Raw genomic sequence first — 19,198 nt, 5'->3', positions numbered from 1 at the left:
GGGCGTGTTGGAGAGCCTCGACGCCCCGGCGCTGCGCCGCTGGTGCGCGGGTGCCCTGGCGGCGCTGCGCCGTCACCAGAGCGAGATCGACGCGCTCAACGTCTATCCGGTCCCCGACGGTGACACGGGCACCAACCTCGTGCTCACGCTGACCTCGGCCAACGAGGCGCTGGTCTTCGACCCGATCGCCGAGGGCGACCCCACCCCACACGGCCAGGTGCTGCGGCTGATGGCCCGCGGTGCCCTGCTCGGCGCCCGTGGCAACTCCGGCGTGATCATCTCGCAGATCCTGCGCGGCCTGGCCGACGCCACCTCGCCCCGGCCGGCGGTCGACGGGCCGGCCCTCGCCCGAGGGCTGCGGGCCGGCGCCGACGCGGCCTACAACGCGGTCGCCGATCCGGTCGAGGGCACCGTGCTCACCGTCGCCGCAGCCGCCGCCACGGCCGCCGAGACCACGGCCGCCGCTGCCGGGTCGTTGGCTGAGGTGGTGCGGGCCGCTGCCGCTGCTGCGGCTGAGGCGTTGGCGCTCACGCCCTCGCAGTTGCCCGCGTTGGCGCGGGCCGGTGTGGTCGACGCGGGTGGGCGCGGCTTCTGCGTGGTGCTCGACGCCCTGGCCGAGGTCGTGACCGGCGAGGTGCTGGCCGAGACCCGGCTGCTGCCGGCCCCGCGGGCCAGCCGGCCGCTCGTCGCGGCACGGGAGAGCGGCTCCCCCGACTTCGGCTACGAGGTGCAGTTCCTGCTCGACGGTCCCGAGCCGGCCGTCGAGAAGCTCCGCGCCCGGCTGAGCGAGCTCGGCGACTCGCTGGTCGTGGTCGGCACCGGCGAGGGCGACGAGTCCACCTGGAACGTGCACGTCCACGTCAACGACGTCGGCGCGGCGATCGAGGCCGGCGTCGAGGCGGGCCGGCCGCACCGCATCACCGTCACCCGCTTCGCCGACCAGGTCGCCTCGGACGGGCCTGACCGCGCCGCCGTGGTCGTGGCCGCCGGCGAGGGCATCGCGGAGCTGTTCGCGAGCGAGGGCGCGGCCGTGGTCGGCGCCAACCCGTCCACCCGCGAGCTGCTCGCGGCGATCACCGCCACGGGCGCCGCGCACGTGGTCGTGCTGCCCAACGACCCCAACACCCAAACGGTCGCCGCCGCCGCGGCCCGGGAGTCCACCGCCGCCGTGCGGGTCGTGCCCACCCGGTCGCCCGTGCAGGCCCTGGCCGCGCTGGCCGTGCGCGACCCGGCACGCGAGTTCGACGACGACGTCATCGCGATGGCCGAGGCGGCCGGTGCCTGCCGCTACGCCGAGGTCTGCCACGCCAGCCGCGACGCGCTGACGGTCGCCGGCCCGTGCCGGCGCGGCGACGTGCTCGCGCTCGTCGAGGGCGAGGTGCACCTGATCGGCGCCGACCTGGCCGAGACCTGCCGCGACCTGCTCGACCGGCTGCTCGGCGGCGGCGGCGAGCTGGTCACGCTGATCACCGGGGCCGACGCGCCACCGGGGCTGGCCGACGGGCTGCGCGCGCACGCCGCGGCGCACTGGCCCTTCGTCGAGGTGCACGTCTTCCCCGGCGGGCACCCGCACTATCCGCTGCTGGTGGGTGTCGAATGACCACGCTGGACGAGCCGCTCAAGAAGCTGCTCGGCGACAAGACCGCCAAGGCGCTCGACAAGCACCTCGAGCTACGTACCGTCGGCGATCTGGTCTATCACTTCCCGCGCCGCTACGACGAGCGTGGCGAGCACACCGACATCCGCTCGCTGTCGGTCGGCGAAGACGTCACCGTGCTCGGCCAGGTGCGGCGGGCCACCACCCGGCCGATGCGGCAGCGCAGCGGCCGGCTGCTCGAGGTGCTGGTCGAGGACGGCACCGGCGGCATGCTCACGCTGACCTTCTTCAACCAGGCGTGGCGCGAGCGCGACCTGCGGCCGGGCCGGTGGGGGTTGTTCGCCGGCAAGGTCACCGAGTTCCGGGGCAAGCGCCAGCTCAACGGCCCTGACTACGTCCTGCTGGGTGACGAGGGCGAGGCCTCCGAGGAGATCGAGGAGTTCGCCGGCGCGCTGATCCCGGTCTACCCGGCGGCCGGTTCGGTGCCCACCTGGACCATCGCCCGCTGCGTCCGGGTGGTGCTCGACACGCTCGCCCCCGTCGACGACGCGCTGCCGGCCACCGTCCGCGCGGGCCGCGGCCTGCTGCCGCTCGACACGGCGCTGCGCGAGATCCACCGCCCGGGCTCCCGCGAAGACCTGCAGAAAGCCCGCCGCCGGCTCAAGTGGGACGAGGCGTTCGCGGTGCAGCTCACCCTGGTGCGGCGCAAGCTCCGGGCGACCGCCCTGCCGGCCCGCCCGCGCCCGGCCACCCCCGCCGGCGTGCTGTCCACGTTCGACACCCGGCTGCCCTACGAGCTGACCGAGGGCCAGCGGCGGGTCGGCACGGAGATCGCCACGGACCTGGCCACCAGCCATCCCATGCACCGGCTGCTCCAGGGCGAGGTCGGCTCCGGCAAGACGGTGTGCGCGCTGCGGGCGATGCTCCAGGTGGTCGACACCGGCGGCCAGGCGGCCCTGCTGGCGCCCACCGAGGTGCTCGCCGCGCAGCACCACCGGTCCATCTCGGCCCTGCTCGGCCCGCTCGGCCGCGCCGGCGAGCTCGACGGCGACCCGGCCGGCACCCAGGTCGCGCTGGTCACCGGTTCGCTCGGGGCGGCCGCCCGGCGCGCGGCGGCGGCCGAGGTGGCCTCCGGCGCCGCCGGCATCGTGATCGGCACCCACGCCCTGCTCTACGAGAGCGTCGAGTTCAACGACCTCGGCCTGGTGGTGGTCGACGAGCAGCACCGCTTCGGCGTCGAGCAACGCGACGCCCTGCGTGCCAAGGCCGACCAGCCTCCGCACACGCTGGTGATGACCGCGACGCCGATCCCCCGCACGGTGGCCATGACGGTCTACGGCGACCTCGAGATCTCGATCCTCGACCAGTTGCCCGGCGGCCGTTCTCCGATCGCCTCCCACGTCGTGCCGGCCTCCGACAAACCGGCCTTCCTCGACCGGGCCTGGCGCCGGGTGCGCGAAGAGGTCGACGCCGGCCACCAGGCCTACGTGGTCTGCCCGCGGATCGGTGACGGCTCGGCCTCCGACGCCGACGAGCCGCCGCCCGACGACGACGGCACCGCCCGCCGGCCGCCGCTGGCCGTGACCGAGGTGGCACCGCTGCTGGCCGAGGGCCCGTTGCACGGGCTGCGGATCGGCGTGCTGCACGGCCGGCTGCCGGCCGACGAGAAAGACGCGGTCATGCGCACGTTCGCGGCCGGCGACCTCGACGTGCTGGTGGCCACCACGGTGGTCGAGGTCGGCGTCGACGTACCCAACGCCACCGTGATGATCGTGATGGACGCCGACCGGTTCGGCGTCTCCCAGCTACACCAGCTCCGCGGCCGGGTCGGCCGGGGCTCCGCCGCCGGGCTGTGCCTGCTGGTGACCGAGGCGGTGGAAGGCTCCGCCGCACGCGAACGGCTCGACGCGGTGGCGTCCACCACCGACGGTTTCAAGCTGGCCGAGCTAGACCTCGAGCAGCGCCGCGAGGGCGACGTGCTCGGCGCGACCCAGTCGGGCCGCCGCTCCCACCTGCGCCTGCTCTCGCTGCTCAAGGACGAGAAGCTGATCGGCGAGGCTCGGCAGGAGGCCATCGACCTGGTCTCCGAGGACCCGGAACTGACCGCACACCCGCTCCTGGCCCAGTCGGTCGCGCTGCTGGTCGACGAGGAGCGCGCCGAATACCTCGAGAAGGGCTAACCTCCCGCTGCATGGATGACTGTCTCATCTGTGCCAAGCATCGGGGTGAGGGTCCGCTGGTCGGTCCGGAGATCTGGCGGGACGACCTCGTCGCCGTCTCGCACGGTTCGCCCGGCGACGACGGGGTGCTGCTCGGCTATCTCTTCGTCGAGACGTTGCGGCACGCTCCATACCTGGACGCCCTGACCGACGTGGAGGCCGCGGCGGTCGGCTCGGCCGCCCGCCGGGCCGCGATGGCGGTGCGCGCCGAACTGGACCCGGAACACGTCTTCTCCGCCGTCATCGGCCGCGGCATCCCGCACTTCCACCAGCACGTCTTCCCGCGCCACCGCGGCGTCCCCGAGGAGACGCCGTGGCACGAGAGCGCCTACGCGCCCGAGGCGCCGCGCGGCGATCTGGCGGAGGTGACCGCATTGGCCGACCGCCTCCGCCGGTATTTCACAGGGGTCTAGTGCAGGCCGCTGCCGCGGCGCAGCGCCGTGCGGATCAGCCGGTCGACCAGCTTCGGGTATTCCAGCCCGCTGGCCGCCCACATCCTGGGGAACATCGAGGTCGAGGTGAAGCCCGGCATCGTGTTGATCTCGTTGAGCAGCACCTCGCCGGCGTCCGTGACGAAGAAGTCGACGCGGGCCAGGCCGGCGCAGTCGAGCGCGGCGAACGTCCGCACCGCGTAGTCGCGCACCTGCTGGGTCAGCGGCTCCGGCAGCCCGGCCGGGATGTCGTACTCGCACTGCTCGCCGAGGTATTTGGCCTCGAAGTCGTAGAAGTCGTGGCCCGTGCCGGTCACCCGGATCTCGGCGAGCACCGACGCCTCCGCGCTGCCGCCGGCCTCGGCCTCCAGCACGCCGCACTCGATCTCGCGGCCCACGATCGCGGCCTCGACCAGCACCTTGGGGTCGATCTGGCGGGCGGTCGCGACGGCCGTGTCGAGGTCGGCCCAGTCGGAGACCTTGGTGATGCCGTACGACGAGCCCGCGCGCGACGGCTTCACGAACACCGGCAGCCCGAGCCGCTCCTTGTCGGCCTCGCTGAGCGAGACGCCGTTGCGCAGCACCACGTACGGGCCGACGGGGATGCCCTCGGCCGCCGCGAGCTTCTTGGTGAACTCCTTGTCCATGGCGGCGGCGCTGGCGAACACGTTGGCACCGACGTAGGGAATGCCGGCCATCTCCAGCAGCCCCTGGATGGTGCCGTCCTCGCCGTAGGCGCCGTGCAGCGCCGGGAAGACCACGTCGACATCGCCCAGCGCGCTCAGCCCGGCGGACGGCTCGACCACCATCAGCCCGCGTGAGGTCGGGTCGCCGGGCAGCACGACCGCGGTGCCGGCGGCGGCGGTGACCTCGGGAAGCCGGGCACCCTCGATCGCGAGGGCACTAGGGTCACCGTCGGTGAGCACCCACTGACCTTCGCGGGTGATCCCGACCGGAATGACCTCGTACTGGTCGGGGTCCAGCACCCGCAGGATGCTCCCGGCGCTGACGGCCGAAATCGCGTGCTCGGTGCTCCGGCCGCCGAACACGACCGCGACGCGGATCTTCGTAGGTCTTGTCACGGTCAGGACCCTACTCTGCCGTGGCACGTGAGGCGGGCTGGTCCGGCGATCACGCTGCGTGCGCGCCGTTTTCCAACCTGCCCCACAGGGAACACCCGCGATACCGCCCTGGCCCACCTCAACCGGGCCGGCGAGCAGGGCTGGGAGCTCGTCTCCGTGAGCGAGAACCCGAGCCTGGAGGGCAACTCCGAGCTGCACCGCTACCACCTCAAACGGACGGCACCGGCGCCCGCCCCGCGGTCCCGGCTCGGCGGCGGCTCGCGCGGGGTACGCCGGCCGAGGGAGTAGCGGTCAGAGCGAGTCGAGCGCCGCGGTGATGTCGGCGACCAGGTCGGCCGCGTCCTCGATGCCGCACGACAGCCGGACGAAGCCCGGAGCGGTGTCGTCGCCCCACTGCTCGCGGCGGTCGGCGCTGGTGTGCACCCCGCCGAACGACGTCGCGGCCGCGACCAGCCGGGACGCGGCCAGGAAGCGGGCCACCCGGTCGGCGGAGCCCAGGTCGAACCCGACGATGCCGGGGATCCGGCGCATCTGCCGGGACGCCACCTCGTGCGCCGGGTCACCCGGTCGGCCCGGCCAGCGCAGCGCGGTCACGTCCGTGCGCCCGGCCAGCGCCTCGACCACCGCGGCGGCGTTGGCGGACTGGCGGGCCAGCCGCAGGTCCAGAGTGAACAGTGAGCGGTGGGCGAGCCACGCGTCGAACGCGCCCGGGATCGAGCCGGTCGTGTTGCGCCACCCGGTCAGCGACTCCAGCAACTGCGGCGAACGGGTCGCCACATAGCCGAGCAGCAGGTCGGAGTGCCCGGTCAGCGCCTTGGTGCCCGACGCCAGCGAGAGGTCCGCGCCCAGGTCGAGCGGGCGCTGACCCAGCGGGGTCGCCGCGGTGTTGTCGACGGCCAGCAGCGCACCGGCGGCGTGCGCACGGTCGGCGAGTGCCGCGACGTCGCAGACGTCCAGGCCGGGGTTGGCCGGCGTTTCCACCAGCACCAGACGCACGCCGGTGTAGTCCGGGTGCGGGCCGGCGGTCGGCGCGAACACGGCCGTGACGCCTAGCTCCGCGAGCGTCGAGGTGGCGAAGCCGCGCACCGGGTAGTAGCCGTCGGACGGCAGCACCACGGTGTCGCCGGGCCGCAGGATCGACAGCAGCACCGCGGTCACCGCGGCCTGGCCACTGGCGAAGGCCAGCGTCGGACCGCCCTCCAGCTCGCCGATCGCCGCCTCCAGCAGCCGCCGGGTGCGGTTGTCGGGCCGGCCGTAGCCGTTGGGCGACGCGGCCGGACCGACCGCCGGATCAAGGTGGTACGGGGCCGCGAACACCGGCCCGGGCAGGAAGGGCTCACCGGGGACCGCCGGCGGCAGCCCCGCGTGCACGGACCGCGTGCCGTCGCCGTACTCGCTCAATTCACTCGGCTTTCGTGGTGCGGGTCATCAGGATGGTCAGCGCCTCCCGCGGGTCGGCGCCCTCGTGGCAGACCCGCTCCACCTGCTCGGTGATCGGCATCTCCACGTTGTTCTTGCGGGCCAGGTCCCGGATCGCGAGGCAGCTCTTGACACCCTCGGCGGTCTGCCCGACCGCCGCCTGCGCCTGCTCCACCGTCTCGCCCCGGCCGAGCCGCTCGCCGAACGTCCGGTTGCGCGAGTACGGCGAGTGGCAGGTGCCGACCAGGTCGCCGAGCCCCGACAGGCCCGCGAAGGTCAGCGGGTCCGCGCCGAGCGCCACGCCGAGCCGGGCCGTCTCCGCCAGGCCGCGGGTGATCAGCGTGGCCTTGATGTTGTCGCCGAGGCCCATCGCCTCGGCGATGCCGTAGGCCAGCGCGATCACGTTCTTCACGGCGCCGCCAAGCTCGGCGCCGACCACGTCGTCGTTGGTGTACGGACGCATGTAGGGCGTCGTGATCGCGTCCTGCACCAGCGTCGCGCGGCGCAGGTCGATGCCGGCCGCCACGGTCGCCGCCGGCTGCCCGGCGGCGATCTCCGGGGCCAGGTTGGGGCCGGAGACCACGACGACCCGGTCGGCCGGGACGTTGGCGGCCTCTATCACCACTTCGCTCATCCGCTTGGTGGTGCCGAGCTCGATGCCCTTCATCAGCGACACCAGGGTCGCGTCGGACTCGAGGAAGGGCCGCCAGTCGGCGAGGTTTCCGCGGAGCGTCTGCGAGGGCACGGCGAGCACCACGATCTCCGCGCCGGCGATCGCCTTGCCGGCGTCGGCGGTGGCGGTGACCCGCTCCGGCAGGCGCACGTCGGGGAAGTAGTGGGGGTTGCGTCCGGTCTCCCGGATGCCCGCGGCGACGGTCTCCCGGCGCGACCAGATGGTCACGTCCCGGCCGGCGTCGCCGAGGACCTTGGCGAACGCGGTGCCCCACGAGCCGGCGCCGAGGACAGCGACGTGACTCATGCGGGGTCACCACCCGTCGCGGTGTCGGCGGGCGCGTCCTGCGTCGCGGTGCGGGCGGCCGGCTTGCGCGGCGGCGACCACAGGGGCGGCGGATCGGTCACGCCGCGCAGGTCAGCGAGCATGTCGCGCAGGTGCAGCATGATCGTCTCGGTCATCGCGTCGAGGGTCTGCCGGGTGGGCGCCGCGCCGGCCCACTGACTCAGGTCGATGGGCGCGCCGGCGTTGACCCGCACCGGGATCCGGGCCTTGAGGCCGACCTTGCCGGTACGCGGGTCGAACAGCGCCTGCGGGCCGTCCATCACGACCGGGATCACCGGTGCGCCGGTGATCAGGGCCAGCCGGGCGGCGCCGGTCTTGCCCTTCATCGGCCAGAGGTCCGGCTCCTTGGTGGTGGTGCCCTCGGGGTAGATGATCACGCTGCTGCCGTCCTTGACGGCCGTGACCAGGGTGTCCAGCGACCGGGCGGCGTCGACCGAGCCGCGCTCGACCGGGATCTGCTGGCAGCGGCTGATGATGTAGCCGACCACCGGCACCCGGAACACGCTGGCCTTGGCCAGGAAGCTCGGCCACCGGCCGGAGTCGTAGACGTAGTGCCCGATGACCACCGGGTCGGCGTGCGACAGGTGGTTGGCCACGATGATCGCGCCGCCGGTGGTCGGGATGTGCTCCATCCCGGTCCAGGTGCGCTTGGTCCAGCCGGTCAGGACCGGCTTGACCAGGGCGACCACGAACCGTCGCCAGAACCCGAGCCTCCGCCGTGCCACCGTGCCTCCTCGACGCCGCCGACCGCGCCCGCCAGCGCGGCCCGCAGCGAAATCATGCCTGCTCCGGGGCGCGGAGGGCCAGCCAGGGACAGCCAGCGTGCCTGGCACCATAGGCGGGTGCGTGGGATCTGGGCGGTGGTGCTGGCGGTCAAGCCGCCCGCCGCTGGCAAAAGCCGCCTGCGCGGCGCGCTGGCTGGTGTCCCGCACGAGGCCCTCGCCCTGGCGCTGGCGCTGGACACCGCGACCGCGGCGCTGGCCTCCCCCGAGGTCGCCGAGGTGGTCGCGGTCACCGGCGACGCGGGCGCCGCGGCCGCGCTGACGGCGCTGGGCGTCCGCACGGTGCCCGAGCCGGCCGGCGGTGGGCTCAACCCCGCGTTCGCGCGGGGCGCGGCAGCGGCGGCAGGGCGCCCGATAGCCGCGCTGCAGGCCGACCTGCCCGCGCTGGACCAGCGGGAGCTCACGGAGGCACTGAGGGCAGCGGGCACCCTCCGGCGGTACGCCGCCGACTCCCCCGGCACCGGCACCGTCCTGCTGACCGCGCCGCCGGGCGTACCGCTGGATCCGCGCTTCGGTCCTGGGTCCGCCGCGGCACACGCGGCGTCGGGCGCGGTGCCCCTGGACGGGCGCTGGCCCACCCTGCGCCGCGACGTGGACACGGCCGCCGATCTCGCCGCGGCGGCCGCCCTCGGTCTGGGACCGCACACCGCGCGCCTCGTGGGCTACGGTGCTGGCATGCAGGGCACCGTCGCCACTTATGACCCGGACAGCCGCTCCGGCACGGTGCTGCTCGACGACGGCAGCCAGCTCAGCTACCCCGCGGCCGCGTTCGACGCCTCGGGGTTGCGCCTGCTCCGCCTGGGCCAGCGCGTGAGCATCGAACAGGACCCGTCGGGAGTGGTGACCCGCCTCACCATCCCCACGATGCCCTGAGCCGCCACCAGTCGACTGAAGTGCATTTCACGTTCAGCTCGATCAGGTAATGATGATGGGGTGACCCAGACACCTCCCGGCCGACGCATGCCACGACCGCGGGGAACCGACGGGCGGTTCCTCCAGATCACCGCGTCAAGTGAACCTGCCGCCCTGGTGTCCCCGGCGTACCTGCCGACCGCCGGCCCCACCGAGACCCGCAGCGCGCCCGCTCCGCACGGCCGGGGCGCACCCCGCGCCGGCCACGGGCCGGCGCCGGAGAACCCGGCCCCGCCGACCGCCAACGACCACGTGGACGGCCCTCCGCCGGACGACGTGCCGCCGCTGGGCTCGGACCCGCTGCCCGAGGATCGCTTCCTCAACCGCGAGCTGTCCTGGCTCGACTTCAACGCCCGGGTGCTGGCCCTCGCCGAGGACCCGTCGACACCGCTGCTGGAGCGGGCCAAGTTCCTCGCCATCTTCGCCAGCAACCTCGACGAGTTCTACATGGTCCGGGTCGCCGGCCTCAAGCGTCGTCTCCAGGCCGGCCTGCCGGTCCGCGGTGGCGACCAGATGCCCCTGCGCACCCAACTCGAGTTCGTCGCCGAGAAGACCGCCGACCTGGTCGCGCGGCAGGCGGCCTGCTTCGTCGACGAGGTGCTGCCCAAGCTCAGCGCCGAGGGGATCGAGCTGCTCCAATGGGATGATCTCGCCGCCGACGAGCGCGAGCAGATGCGCACCTACTTCCGCGACCATGTGTTCCCGGTGCTGACCCCGCTCGCGGTCGACCCGGCGCACCCGTTTCCGTACATCTCCAATCGGTCCTTGAGCCTCGCCGTCTCGGTGAAGGACCCCGACGGCGGCCAGGTGCTGTTCGCCCGGGTCAAGGTGCCCAACAACGTGCCGAGGTTCGTCCGGATCGGCCGCACCAACCGGTTTCTGCCGGTCGAGGAGCTCATCTCCACTCACCTGAGCCAGCTCTTCTCCGGCATGCAGGTGGTCGAGTGCCACCTGTTCCGGGTGACCCGCAACGCCGACGTCGAGGTCGACGAGGACCGCGACGAAGACCTGTTGCAGGCGCTGGAGCGCGAGCTGGCCCGGCGCCGGTTCGGTCCACCGGTGCGCCTCGAGGTGGCGGCGTCGATCTCCGACCACGTGCTCGACCTGCTGGTCCGCGAGCTCGACATGGAGGCCAGCGACGTGCTGCGGGTGCGCGGCCTGCTCGACCTCGCGTCGCTGTGGCAGATCTACGGCGACGTCGACCGTCCCAACCTCAAGGACCGGCCGTTCGTGCCGGCCACCCACCCGCGGCTGGTCGAGGGTGAGGTGCCGCGCAGCGTGTTCTCCGTGCTGCGCGACGGCGACGTCCTGGTGCACCACCCGTACCACTCGTTCTCGACCAGCGTGCAGCGGTTCATCGAGCAGGCCGCGGCCGACCCGAACGTGCTGGCCATCAAGCAGACGCTCTACCGCACCAGCGGTGACTCACCGATCGTGGACGCGCTGATCGACGCCGCGACCGCCGGCAAGCAGGTGGTGGTGCTGGTCGAGGTCAAGGCGCGGTTCGACGAGGTGGCCAACATCGGCTGGGCCCGGATGCTCGAACGCGCCGGCTGCCACGTGGTCTACGGGCTGGTCGGGCTCAAGACGCACTGCAAGACGGCCCTGGTGGTGCGCCAGGAGGGCAACCAGATCCGTCGCTACTGCCACATCGGCACCGGCAACTACCACCCGAAGACCGCGAGGTTGTACGAGGACTTCGGCATGCTGACGGCCGACCCTGAGGTCGGCGCCGACCTGACGGACCTGTTCAACGTGCTGACCGGCTACAGCCGGCAGACCGCGTACCGCCGGTTGCTGGTGGCTCCGCACGGCATCCGCAGCGGGCTGATCGAGCGGATCGACCGCGAGGTCGACAAGGTCCGCCTCGGCGGCCAGGGCCTCGTCCAGATGAAGGCCAACGGCCTGGTCGACGAGGAGATCGTGGACGCGCTCTACCGGGCGTCCCAGGCCGGCGTGCGCATCGACCTGATCATTCGGGGCATGTGCACGCTGCGGCCGGGCGTGCCCGGGCTCTCCGAGAACATCCGGGTGCACTCGATCCTGGGCCGGTTCCTCGAGCACTCCCGGGTCTTCCGGTTCGGCGTCGACGGCAACGACCCGGAGACCGAGTTCTGGATCGGCTCGGCCGACATGATGCACCGCAACCTCGACCGCCGGGTCGAAGCGCTGGTGCTGGTCACCGACCACGTCGCGCGGGCCGAGCTCGACAGCGTGCTGACGGCCTCGATGAGCGACGACACCGACACGTTCGTGTTGCACGGCGACGGGAGCTGGACCCGGCGCACTTCCACTTTGGACAAGCCCCTGGAGCACGTGCAGAACCGGTTGCTGCGCCGTATCGTCGGCACGGCAAGCTGATTAGGCTAGGTCGATGATCGAAGAGGAGCGCAAGTTCGGCGCCGACGACGCCTTCCATCTGCCCGATCTGACCGACCGACTCCCGACCGGCGGCACCGTGGTCGCGGCTCCACCGGCCACGCTCACCGCGACCTATTACGACACCCCCGATCTGCGGCTGGCCCGCGCGGGGGTGTCACTGCGCCACCGCAAGGGCGACAGCGCGCCCTGGACCGTCAAGCTGCCGGCGGCGGTGCCGGGGCTGCGCCACGAGGTGTCCCGCAAGGGCCGGGCCGGCAATCCACCGGCTGACCTGCTCGCGCTGGTCACGGCCTGGTCCCGGGGCGAGGCGCTGGCTCCGGCGGCGAAGATCCAGACAGTGCGGCACGCGTACGACCTGACCGACGCCGAGGGCACCGTGCTGGCCGAGGTGGCCGACGACGCGGTCACCGTGTTCGACGGCAAGGCCGTGCGGATGGCGTTCCGCGAGATCGAGGTGGAGCGCAAGGCAGGCGACCGCGCGCTGCTCGCCGCCGTCGCCGCCGTGCTGGTCGAGGCCGGCGCGACGGAGGGCGAGTTCACCCCCAAGCACGTGCGGGCGCTGGGCGCCGCGGCCGCGTCGCCGCCGGACCTGACGCCGCCGGGCGACCTGCCCGAGCAGCCTTCGGCGGCCGACGTGGTGGTCGCCGCGGTGCGCTCCGGTGTCGGCCGGATCCTGGCGCACGACCCGCTGGTCCGGCTGGGCCAGCCGCTCGAGGACGGCGACACCGCGGTGCACCAGATGCGCGTCGGCTGCCGCCGGCTGCGCAGTGACCTGCGTACCTTCGCGGCGCTGCTGGATCGCGAGTGGGTCGGCCGGATCCGCGACGAGCTGCGCTGGATCGCCGGCGTGCTCGGCGAGGCGCGCGACGCCGAGGTGCTCCGCGAACGCCTCCAGCACACCGCGAACGCCGACCCGCTCTGCCCCGTCGACCCGGCCGCCGTGGCCCGGCTCGACGAGGCGCTCGACGCCCGGCAGCAGCAGGCGCTGGCCAACGTCGACAAGGCTCTGCGCGGGCCGCGCTACCACGCGCTGCTCGACCTGCTCGTCGACGCGGCCCGCGAGCCACGGGTGGCGCCCACCGCGGCCCAGCCGGCACTGCGGCTGCTTCCCCGCATGGTGGCCAAGCCCTGGCGGCGGTTGGCCTACGGAGCCAAGGGCGTCGACGGCGCCGCCGACCTCGACCCGCTGGCCGCCGACGAGCGTTGGCACGCCGTGCGGATCAACGGCAAGCGGGCCCGGTACGCCGTCGACGCTGTCGCCTCCGTGATCGGTGGGCCGGCCGCCAAGCTGGCCAAGGCGCTGGGCAAGGTGCAGAACCTGCTGGGCGAGCACCAGGACGCCGCGGTCGCCGCCGACACCTGGGTCTCGCTGGCCGCAGAGTCACCCGGGGACACCGAGCTCGCGGTCGTCGCCGGCCGGCTCTACGAGCGCGAGCGCGCGTCGATCCGGGCTGTCCGGGCCGCCTTCCCCGAGGCGTGGGCGGTCGCGGCGGAGCCGACAAGGACGCGATGGTTGCCCTGATCCGCGCCGCCGGCGGCGTGGTGTGGCGGCCGGCGGGGCGCGGCGTGGAGATCTGTCTCGTGCATCGCGAGCGGTACGACGACTGGTCGCTGCCCAAGGGCAAGCTGGAGGCCGGCGAGCATCCGCTGGCCGCCGCGGTGCGCGAGGTGGCCGAGGAGACGGGCGTGCACGCCGTGCCACAGGTGCGCCTTCCGGGCGTCCGCTACACGGTGCGGGAGGGCTTCCCGAAGACTGTCGACTACTGGTCGATGCGCTACGCCACCGAAGAACCCGCGCTGGTCGAAGACTCGGACGAGGTCAACGAGACCCGTTGGCTGTCGGTCGACGACGCGCTGGCGCTGCTCACGTACTCCCACGACACCGGAGTGGTGCGGGACTTCGCCGTCCTGCCGCCGGTCACCACCGTGTGCGGTCTGGTCCGGCACGCCCACGCCGGCAAGCGGAGCACCTGGTCCGGCCCGGATTCCGCCCGGCCGCTGGACCGACCCGGCCGGGATCGGGCCGCCGAGCTCGCACCCCTGCTGGCCCTGGTGCGCCCGGCCCGCCTGACGTCGGCGACGCCGCTGCGCTGCGTGCAGACCCTCGAGCCACTGGCCGGGCTGCTCGACCTGCCGGTCGTCGCGGACTCCGCGCTCGACGAGCCCAAACCGGGCCAGGACCCGCAGGAGAAGGCGCTCTCCACCGCCGGCCGGCTGGCCGAGCTGGCTTCGGAGGGCACCGACTTCGTCGCCTGCAGCCAGGGCAAGGTGCTGCCGGGCGCGCTGTCCCAGTTGCTGGGCACGGGCTCGTCCGACAACCACCACACCCCGAAGGGCGGCGGCTGGCTCGTCGCCTTCACCGCCGAAGGCGCTCTCGCCGCCGACCGCCTTTGATGCTTGCCTGGACCACCGTCGCGGCCGCGGATCGCGATCTGGTGGATCTCAGCGGGCGCGACGGGTGTCTCAGGGAAGCGTGAGGGTGGCCGCCACCGGGAGGTGGTCGGACGCCTCGGTCCGGGGTGCGACGACCTCGGTCACGCTGATTCCCGGTGACACCAGCAGGTGGTCGATCTGCTCCCGGGGCGCGTCGGCCGGTGAGGTGAGCAGCGGGCGCTGGCCGGCGAACCCGTCGACCAGCCCGGCGTCGGTGAACGCGGCGAACGCCGGGTCGCCCGGCTGGGTGTTGAGGTCACCGCCGACGACCAGCGGGCGGCCGGCGGCGAAGCCGCGCGCGAACGCGGCCACCTCGCGCGCCTGGCTCAGCGGTCCACCGTCCGGCGGCGGTTGCAGGTGGGTGGAGACGACGGCCACCTCCGTGCCACCCACGTCGAGCACGACACCGAGGGCCTGTGCGCCGGTCGGCGCGCCCACCGGTCGCAGCCGGCTGGTCGCCGTGTAGACCACCGGAAGCCGGGTCAGCACCGCGTCGCCCCAGACCGCGTCGGCCGCGGGCGCGAAACGGAACGGCAGGTCCAGCCGATCGGCGAGCAGCGCGAGCGTGTCGTGGCCGCCGTTGAGCAGCCAGGCCCGGTCGACCTCGCTGAGCAACACCACGTCCGGGCGTTGCGTGTCGATCGCGGCGGTCAGCCCGGCCAGGTCGAACCGGCCGTCGAGGCCGAAGCCCATCCGGATGTTGTAGGCCACCACCCGGATCGCGCCGGGCGTCGCCGGGCCGCTCGGCCGTCCCGCGCCGCCAGGCATCGCCAGTGCGGCCAACAGGGTGGCCACCACGGCCACCGGAACAACGGTCCAGGGCCAGGAACGGTCGACGACCGTGCGGGGGTACGGCGGCCGTCCGGCGACAACCGCGACGACGGCCGCGACCGCGGGCGGCACCCACTCGTTGGGGTAGCCGATGTCATATGAGGCGTAGTAGAGCACCGCTGCGACGGCGAACACGGTCAGGCCACCGACCGCAGCGAAGCCGCGCCGGCGGGCACCGGTCGCCGGATCCGGGTCGTCGGCACGACAACCGGTGGCGCACAACAGCAGGCCGAGGCCCAGTGCGGTAACCGGGATCGCCACGAGCAGACCCGATCCCCAGGACAGCCCGAACGTGGCTGTGCCGACTCCGAGCGTGACCACTCCCGCGACCGCGACCGCCAGTGACGGCCGCGGCAGCAACGCGCCCGCCGCCAGCAGACCGACCGACAACGCCGCCAGTGTCGCGACCGTGACGGCGGAACCCGGGCCGGGGCCCGCGATCCCTGACTCCTCGCCGAGCACGTACGAGAGGGCGGTGCCGGCCAGCGCGGGCGAGCCCGCGACCATCGTCCACAACAGCAGGACGGGCCCGACGACGAACCAGGCCGCCGGGCCTGGCACGGATCCGCTGGTGTGATTGGTCAATGCCGGCAACAGAGCGCCGAATGCCAGGCACAGCAGGGCCGTCACCGACCATCCGAGCGATCCGCCGCGCCACGTCAGGTCGAACGTGCCGACCGCCGCGTGCAATGCGGTGCCCGCAGCGAGCCCGAGAACGAGCCCTGGCACCGGTTGCGCGCCGCTGACCGCGATCGCGGCGAGCCAGACGAGACCCGCCAACAGACCGGCGCTGGCGAGGTAGAGCTGTGGCTGCCCGCCATCGGTGGCGAGCAGACCGATCCGGCAGCCGGCGAGCGCCAGCCCTGCGACGAACGCCACACCGCGCGGACCCAATGGGCGCAGCAAGGGTACGACCGCGAACGCGCCGGCGAACCACAGCAGGGCGAAGCCACCCATGAGCTCGGCCGGCGTCGACGCGGCCTGGCCGAAGATGGTGATGATCGACGGAAGCCAGACGCGCAGCACGTCCGTCAGCAGGATCACACCTAGGGCGATCCCGGCGGCATTCAGAAAGGGGCGGCGCACCCGAGACATTCTCGCCAGCGCACCCCACCCGCGTCTATGGGCTGACTACTACCGGTCCACAGCGGACCGGCCCGGACAGACCAAGACGCCCACCGTCCTCCGGTGGGCGCCTTCGTCGTCTCGTCTGGTCAGCGGGCCTTCTTGGCCGGCGCCTTCCGGGCCGGGGCCTTCTTCGCCGCGGCGGTGGTGCGTGCCGTGGTGGTCTTCTTGGCGACCGCGCTGCTGGTCTTCTTGGCGGTGGCCGCCTTGCGGGCGGTGGTGGTCTTCGCCGCGGTCGACTTGGCTGCCGTCTTGGCGGGAGCGGCCTTCTTCGTCGCGGTGGCGGTCTTCTTGGCGGCCGCCGCCTTCGTGGCGGTGGTGGCCTTGGCCGCGGTCGACTTGGCGGCGGTCGCCTTGGCGGTCGTCGCCTTGGCGGTGGTCTTCTTGGCGGCGGCGGCCTTCGGCACGCGGCCGGCAGCGACCATCTCCTTGAAGCCCGCACCGGCGCGGAATGCCGGGACGGACGTCTTCTTGACCTTCACGGCTTCGCCGGTGCGCGGGTTACGGGCTGTTCGGGCACCACGCACGCGCTTTTCGAAGACACCGAAGCCAGTGATGGCCACTCGGTCTCCCTTGGTGACTGCCTGCTGGACCTCGGTGAGGACCGCGTCGAGCGCCGCCGTCGCCGTCTTCCGGTCCCCCAGGCGAGCGGCCAGCGCCTCGATGAGCTCGGCTTTGTTCACAACTTCCCTCCGATGTTTTGCATGGCCTCAACGCGAGCCATTCTGCGCGCACCGTATGCCCATTGTCGTCCGTACACAAACATCTCGCCGAAAAAAGGCGTTGTGTCGTAACGGATTCGCCCCCTCCGGAGGAGTCCGGAGGGGGCGAATTCGGGGCTGGGGTCGGCCGTAAGGCCAATAAACAGCTAACCGATAGCCGGCAGGAACGCCGGTCGGTGCTGCTCATACTGCGTGATTTCCGCCTCATGCCGCAAGGTCAGGCCGATGTCGTCAAGCCCTTCGAGTAGCCGCCAACGGCTGAAGTCGTCGAGGGGGAACGCCCAAACGTGGTCACCCGCACGGAGTTCACGCTTCTCGAGGTCGACCGTCACCTGTGTGGTGGGTTCGGCCTCGACCAACGCCCACAGCTCTTCCACAGCCGGGAGTTCGAGCTCGACCGGCAGCAGGCCCTCCTTGAGAGCGTTGCCACGGAAGATGTCGCCGAACCGCGGCGAGACCACGGCGCGGAAACCAAAGTCGCGCAAGGCCCACACGGCGTGCTCGCGCGATGACCCGGTGCCGAACTCCGGGCCGGCGACCAGCACGGAGCCGCCGGCGTAGGTCTCGTCGTTGAGCACGAACGACGGGTCTTCCCGCCAGGCGGAGAACAGACCGTCCGCGAAGCCGGTGCGCGTCACCCTCTTGAGGTACACCGCCGGGATGATCTGGTCGGTATCCACGTTGGACCGCCGCAGCGGGACCGCGGTGCCTGAATGAACGGTGAACTTATCCATCTTCTCTTCTCTCCCTGCTGTCGCCGACGTCACAGGTCCGCCGGCGACGCCAGCCGGCCGCGCACGGCGGTGGCAGCGGCGACGGGTGGCGAAACGAGGTGGGTGCGGCCGCCGCGACCCTGGCGGCCTTCGAAGTTGCGGTTGGAGGTGGACGCGCAGCGCTGGCCCGGCGAGAGCGTGTCGGGGTTCATGCCCAGGCACATGGAGCAGCCGGCGAACCGCCACTCGGCGCCCGCGTCGGCGAAGACCTTGTCGAGACCCTCCAACTCGGCCGCCTCGCGGACCGCCGCGGAACCGGGCACGACGAGCATCCGCACGCCGTCGGCGACCCGGTGGCCGCGGATCACCTCGGCTGCGGCGCGCAGGTCTTCCAGTCGCCCGTTGGTGCAGGAGCCGACGAAGACCACGTCGACGGCGAGGTCGCGCATCGGGGTGCCGGGCGTCAGCGCCATGTATTCCAGTGCCCGGGTCGCCGCGGTCCGCTCGCCCTCGAGGGCGAAGTCCTCCGGTGCGGGCACGGAAGCGTCCAACGGCACGCCCTGGCCCGGGTTGGTGCCCCACGTGACGAACGGGCTGATCCGCGTGGCGTCGAGCGTCACCTCGGTGTCGAACACCGCACCGTCGTCGGTCGGCAGGCTGCGCCAGTAGTCCAGAGCGGCGTCCCAGGCGTCGCCCTGCGGCGCGTACGGCCGGCCCTTGAGGTAGGCGTAGGTGGTCTCGTCCGGCGCGATCATGCCGGCCTTGGCGCCCCACTCGATCGACATGTTGGCGATCGTCATCCGCCCCTCCATGGAGAGGTCGCGGATCGCCTGGCCGCGGTATTCGACGATGTGGCCGCGGCCACCGCCGGTGCCGACCTGTGCGATCAGGGCCAGCACAAGGTCTTTGGCGGTGACGCCGGGCGCGAGGTCGCCGACCACGTTGACGGCCATGGTCTTCGGGCGCGACTGCGGCAGCGTCTGGGTGGCCAGGACGTGCTCCACCTCGCTGGTGCCGATGCCGAAGGCCAGAGCGCCGAAAGCGCCGTGTGTGGCCGTGTGTGAGTCGCCGCACACGATGGTCAGCCCGGGCTGTGTGACACCGAGCTGCGGGCCGATCACGTGCACGATGCCCTGGTTGTCGTCGCCCAGCGAGTGCAGCTTGATGCCGAACTCGGCGCAGTTGCGGCGCAGGGTCTCGATCTGGGTGCGCGACGTCGGGTCCGCGATCGTCAGCGGGTCACCGCGTCGAAGATTGAAAGCCGGGTTGGTGTAACCCGTGGGTGTGTTGTGGTCTTCGGTCGCGAGAGTGAGATCCGTGCGCCGCACCGGGCGCCCGGCGACGCGCAGCCCGTCGAACGCTTGCGGGCTGGTCACCTCGTGCAGCAGGTGCAGGTCGATGAAGAGCAGATCCGGCTCACCCTCGGCGGATCGCACCACGTGAGCGTCCCAGACCTTCTCGGCCAGGGTCCTCGGCGACGTTGGCTTCGGAGTGACTCCCACCATCTGGACATCCTAAATTCTGGGAGGTAT

15 protein-coding genes and 1 pseudogene are annotated in these 19,198 nt (G+C 72.8%); 8 read left to right on the top strand and 8 right to left on the bottom strand.

Annotated elements, in window-relative coordinates:
• Window positions 1–4: 4 nt before the first annotated feature.
• The 3 genes from BLV39_RS19065 to BLV39_RS19055 are packed head-to-tail and all read left to right on the top strand — an operon-like array spanning window position 5 to window position 4,229.
• Window positions 5–1,600, top strand: coding sequence for a DAK2 domain-containing protein (locus BLV39_RS19065; protein WP_090794084.1), 1,596 nt, complete (start codon window positions 5–7; stop codon window positions 1,598–1,600).
• A complete protein-coding gene (gene recG, locus BLV39_RS19060; protein WP_090794081.1) occupies window positions 1,597–3,777 on the top strand; it encodes an ATP-dependent DNA helicase RecG in 2,181 nt (726 codons plus the stop codon). The genes BLV39_RS19065 and recG overlap by 4 nt, the downstream gene beginning before the upstream one ends.
• Window positions 3,778–3,788: 11 nt before the next feature.
• Entirely contained in the window at window positions 3,789–4,229 is a 441-nt protein-coding gene (locus BLV39_RS19055) for an HIT family protein (protein WP_090794078.1), read from the top strand.
• Here the strand turns inward: BLV39_RS19055 and BLV39_RS19050 are convergent.
• The gene (locus tag BLV39_RS19050) at window positions 4,226–5,329 is read right to left on the bottom strand and encodes a D-alanine--D-alanine ligase family protein (protein ID WP_090797537.1); all 1,104 of its coding nucleotides are present in this window, start codon (window positions 5,327–5,329) and stop codon (window positions 4,226–4,228) included. The genes BLV39_RS19055 and BLV39_RS19050 overlap by 4 nt on opposite strands.
• Window positions 5,330–5,356: 27 nt before the next feature.
• On the opposite strand from BLV39_RS19050, the gene BLV39_RS19045 reads away from it, so the two are divergent.
• Window positions 5,357–5,617, top strand: coding sequence for a hypothetical protein (locus BLV39_RS19045; protein ID WP_373315392.1), 261 nt, complete (start codon window positions 5,357–5,359; stop codon window positions 5,615–5,617).
• Between the two features lie 3 nt (window positions 5,618–5,620).
• Here BLV39_RS19045 and BLV39_RS19040 read toward each other — a convergent pair whose 3' ends face one another.
• Genes BLV39_RS19040 through BLV39_RS19030 form a run of 3 tightly spaced genes read right to left on the bottom strand, consistent with a single transcriptional unit; the run spans window position 5,621 to window position 8,491 of the window.
• Entirely contained in the window at window positions 5,621–6,730 is a 1,110-nt protein-coding gene (locus tag BLV39_RS19040; RefSeq protein WP_090794073.1) for a cystathionine gamma-lyase, read from the bottom strand.
• A gap of 1 nt (window position 6,731) precedes the next feature.
• Window positions 6,732–7,727 carry an NAD(P)H-dependent glycerol-3-phosphate dehydrogenase gene (locus BLV39_RS19035; RefSeq protein WP_090794070.1) on the bottom strand — a complete coding sequence of 332 codons (996 nt, stop codon included), beginning with the start codon at window positions 7,725–7,727 and terminating at the stop codon, window positions 6,732–6,734.
• The gene (locus tag BLV39_RS19030) at window positions 7,724–8,491 is read right to left on the bottom strand and encodes a lysophospholipid acyltransferase family protein (protein WP_090794066.1); all 768 of its coding nucleotides are present in this window, start codon (window positions 8,489–8,491) and stop codon (window positions 7,724–7,726) included. Before BLV39_RS19030 ends, BLV39_RS19035 begins: the two co-directional genes overlap by 4 nt.
• A 117-nt stretch (window positions 8,492–8,608) precedes the next feature.
• Here BLV39_RS19030 and cofC point away from each other — a divergent pair.
• The 4 genes and pseudogenes from cofC to BLV39_RS19010 form a co-directional block, all read left to right on the top strand.
• Window positions 8,609–9,232: pseudogene (gene cofC, locus BLV39_RS19025) on the top strand (2-phospho-L-lactate guanylyltransferase); the annotation flags it as partial.
• A gap of 276 nt (window positions 9,233–9,508) precedes the next feature.
• A complete protein-coding gene (locus BLV39_RS19020) occupies window positions 9,509–11,821 on the top strand; it encodes an RNA degradosome polyphosphate kinase (RefSeq protein WP_090794060.1) in 2,313 nt (770 codons plus the stop codon).
• 13 nt (window positions 11,822–11,834) lie between these two features.
• Entirely contained in the window at window positions 11,835–13,364 is a 1,530-nt protein-coding gene (locus tag BLV39_RS19015; RefSeq protein ID WP_090794057.1) for a CYTH and CHAD domain-containing protein, read from the top strand.
• Window positions 13,352–14,236: an NUDIX domain-containing protein gene (locus BLV39_RS19010; RefSeq protein WP_090797535.1), complete on the top strand. Its 885-nt coding sequence runs from the start codon at window positions 13,352–13,354 to the stop codon at window positions 14,234–14,236. The genes BLV39_RS19015 and BLV39_RS19010 overlap by 13 nt, the downstream gene beginning before the upstream one ends.
• 69 nt (window positions 14,237–14,305) lie before the next feature.
• Here BLV39_RS19010 and BLV39_RS19005 read toward each other — a convergent pair whose 3' ends face one another.
• From BLV39_RS19005 to leuC, 4 genes are all read right to left on the bottom strand, one after another.
• Window positions 14,306–16,201: an endonuclease/exonuclease/phosphatase family protein gene (locus BLV39_RS19005; protein ID WP_090794054.1), complete on the bottom strand. Its 1,896-nt coding sequence runs from the start codon at window positions 16,199–16,201 to the stop codon at window positions 14,306–14,308.
• A gap of 119 nt (window positions 16,202–16,320) precedes the next feature.
• A complete protein-coding gene (locus tag BLV39_RS19000) occupies window positions 16,321–16,914 on the bottom strand; it encodes an HU family DNA-binding protein (RefSeq protein ID WP_090794051.1) in 594 nt (197 codons plus the stop codon).
• Window positions 16,915–17,099: 185 nt separating this feature from the next.
• Window positions 17,100–17,687 carry a 3-isopropylmalate dehydratase small subunit gene (gene leuD / locus BLV39_RS18995; RefSeq protein ID WP_090794048.1) on the bottom strand — a complete coding sequence of 196 codons (588 nt, stop codon included), beginning with the start codon at window positions 17,685–17,687 and terminating at the stop codon, window positions 17,100–17,102.
• Between the two features lie 29 nt (window positions 17,688–17,716).
• On the bottom strand, window positions 17,717–19,171 hold the full coding sequence (gene leuC / locus BLV39_RS18990) for a 3-isopropylmalate dehydratase large subunit (protein ID WP_090794044.1): 1,455 nt from the start codon (window positions 19,169–19,171) through the stop codon (window positions 17,717–17,719).
• Window positions 19,172–19,198 lie beyond the last annotated feature (27 nt).

This window comes from Asanoa ishikariensis, from assembly GCF_900107455.1.
GTDB lineage: Bacteria > Actinomycetota > Actinomycetes > Mycobacteriales > Micromonosporaceae > Asanoa > Asanoa ishikariensis.
The sequence above is the reverse complement of the archived record's forward strand: the minus strand, read 5'-3'. Positions and strand labels throughout refer to the sequence as shown.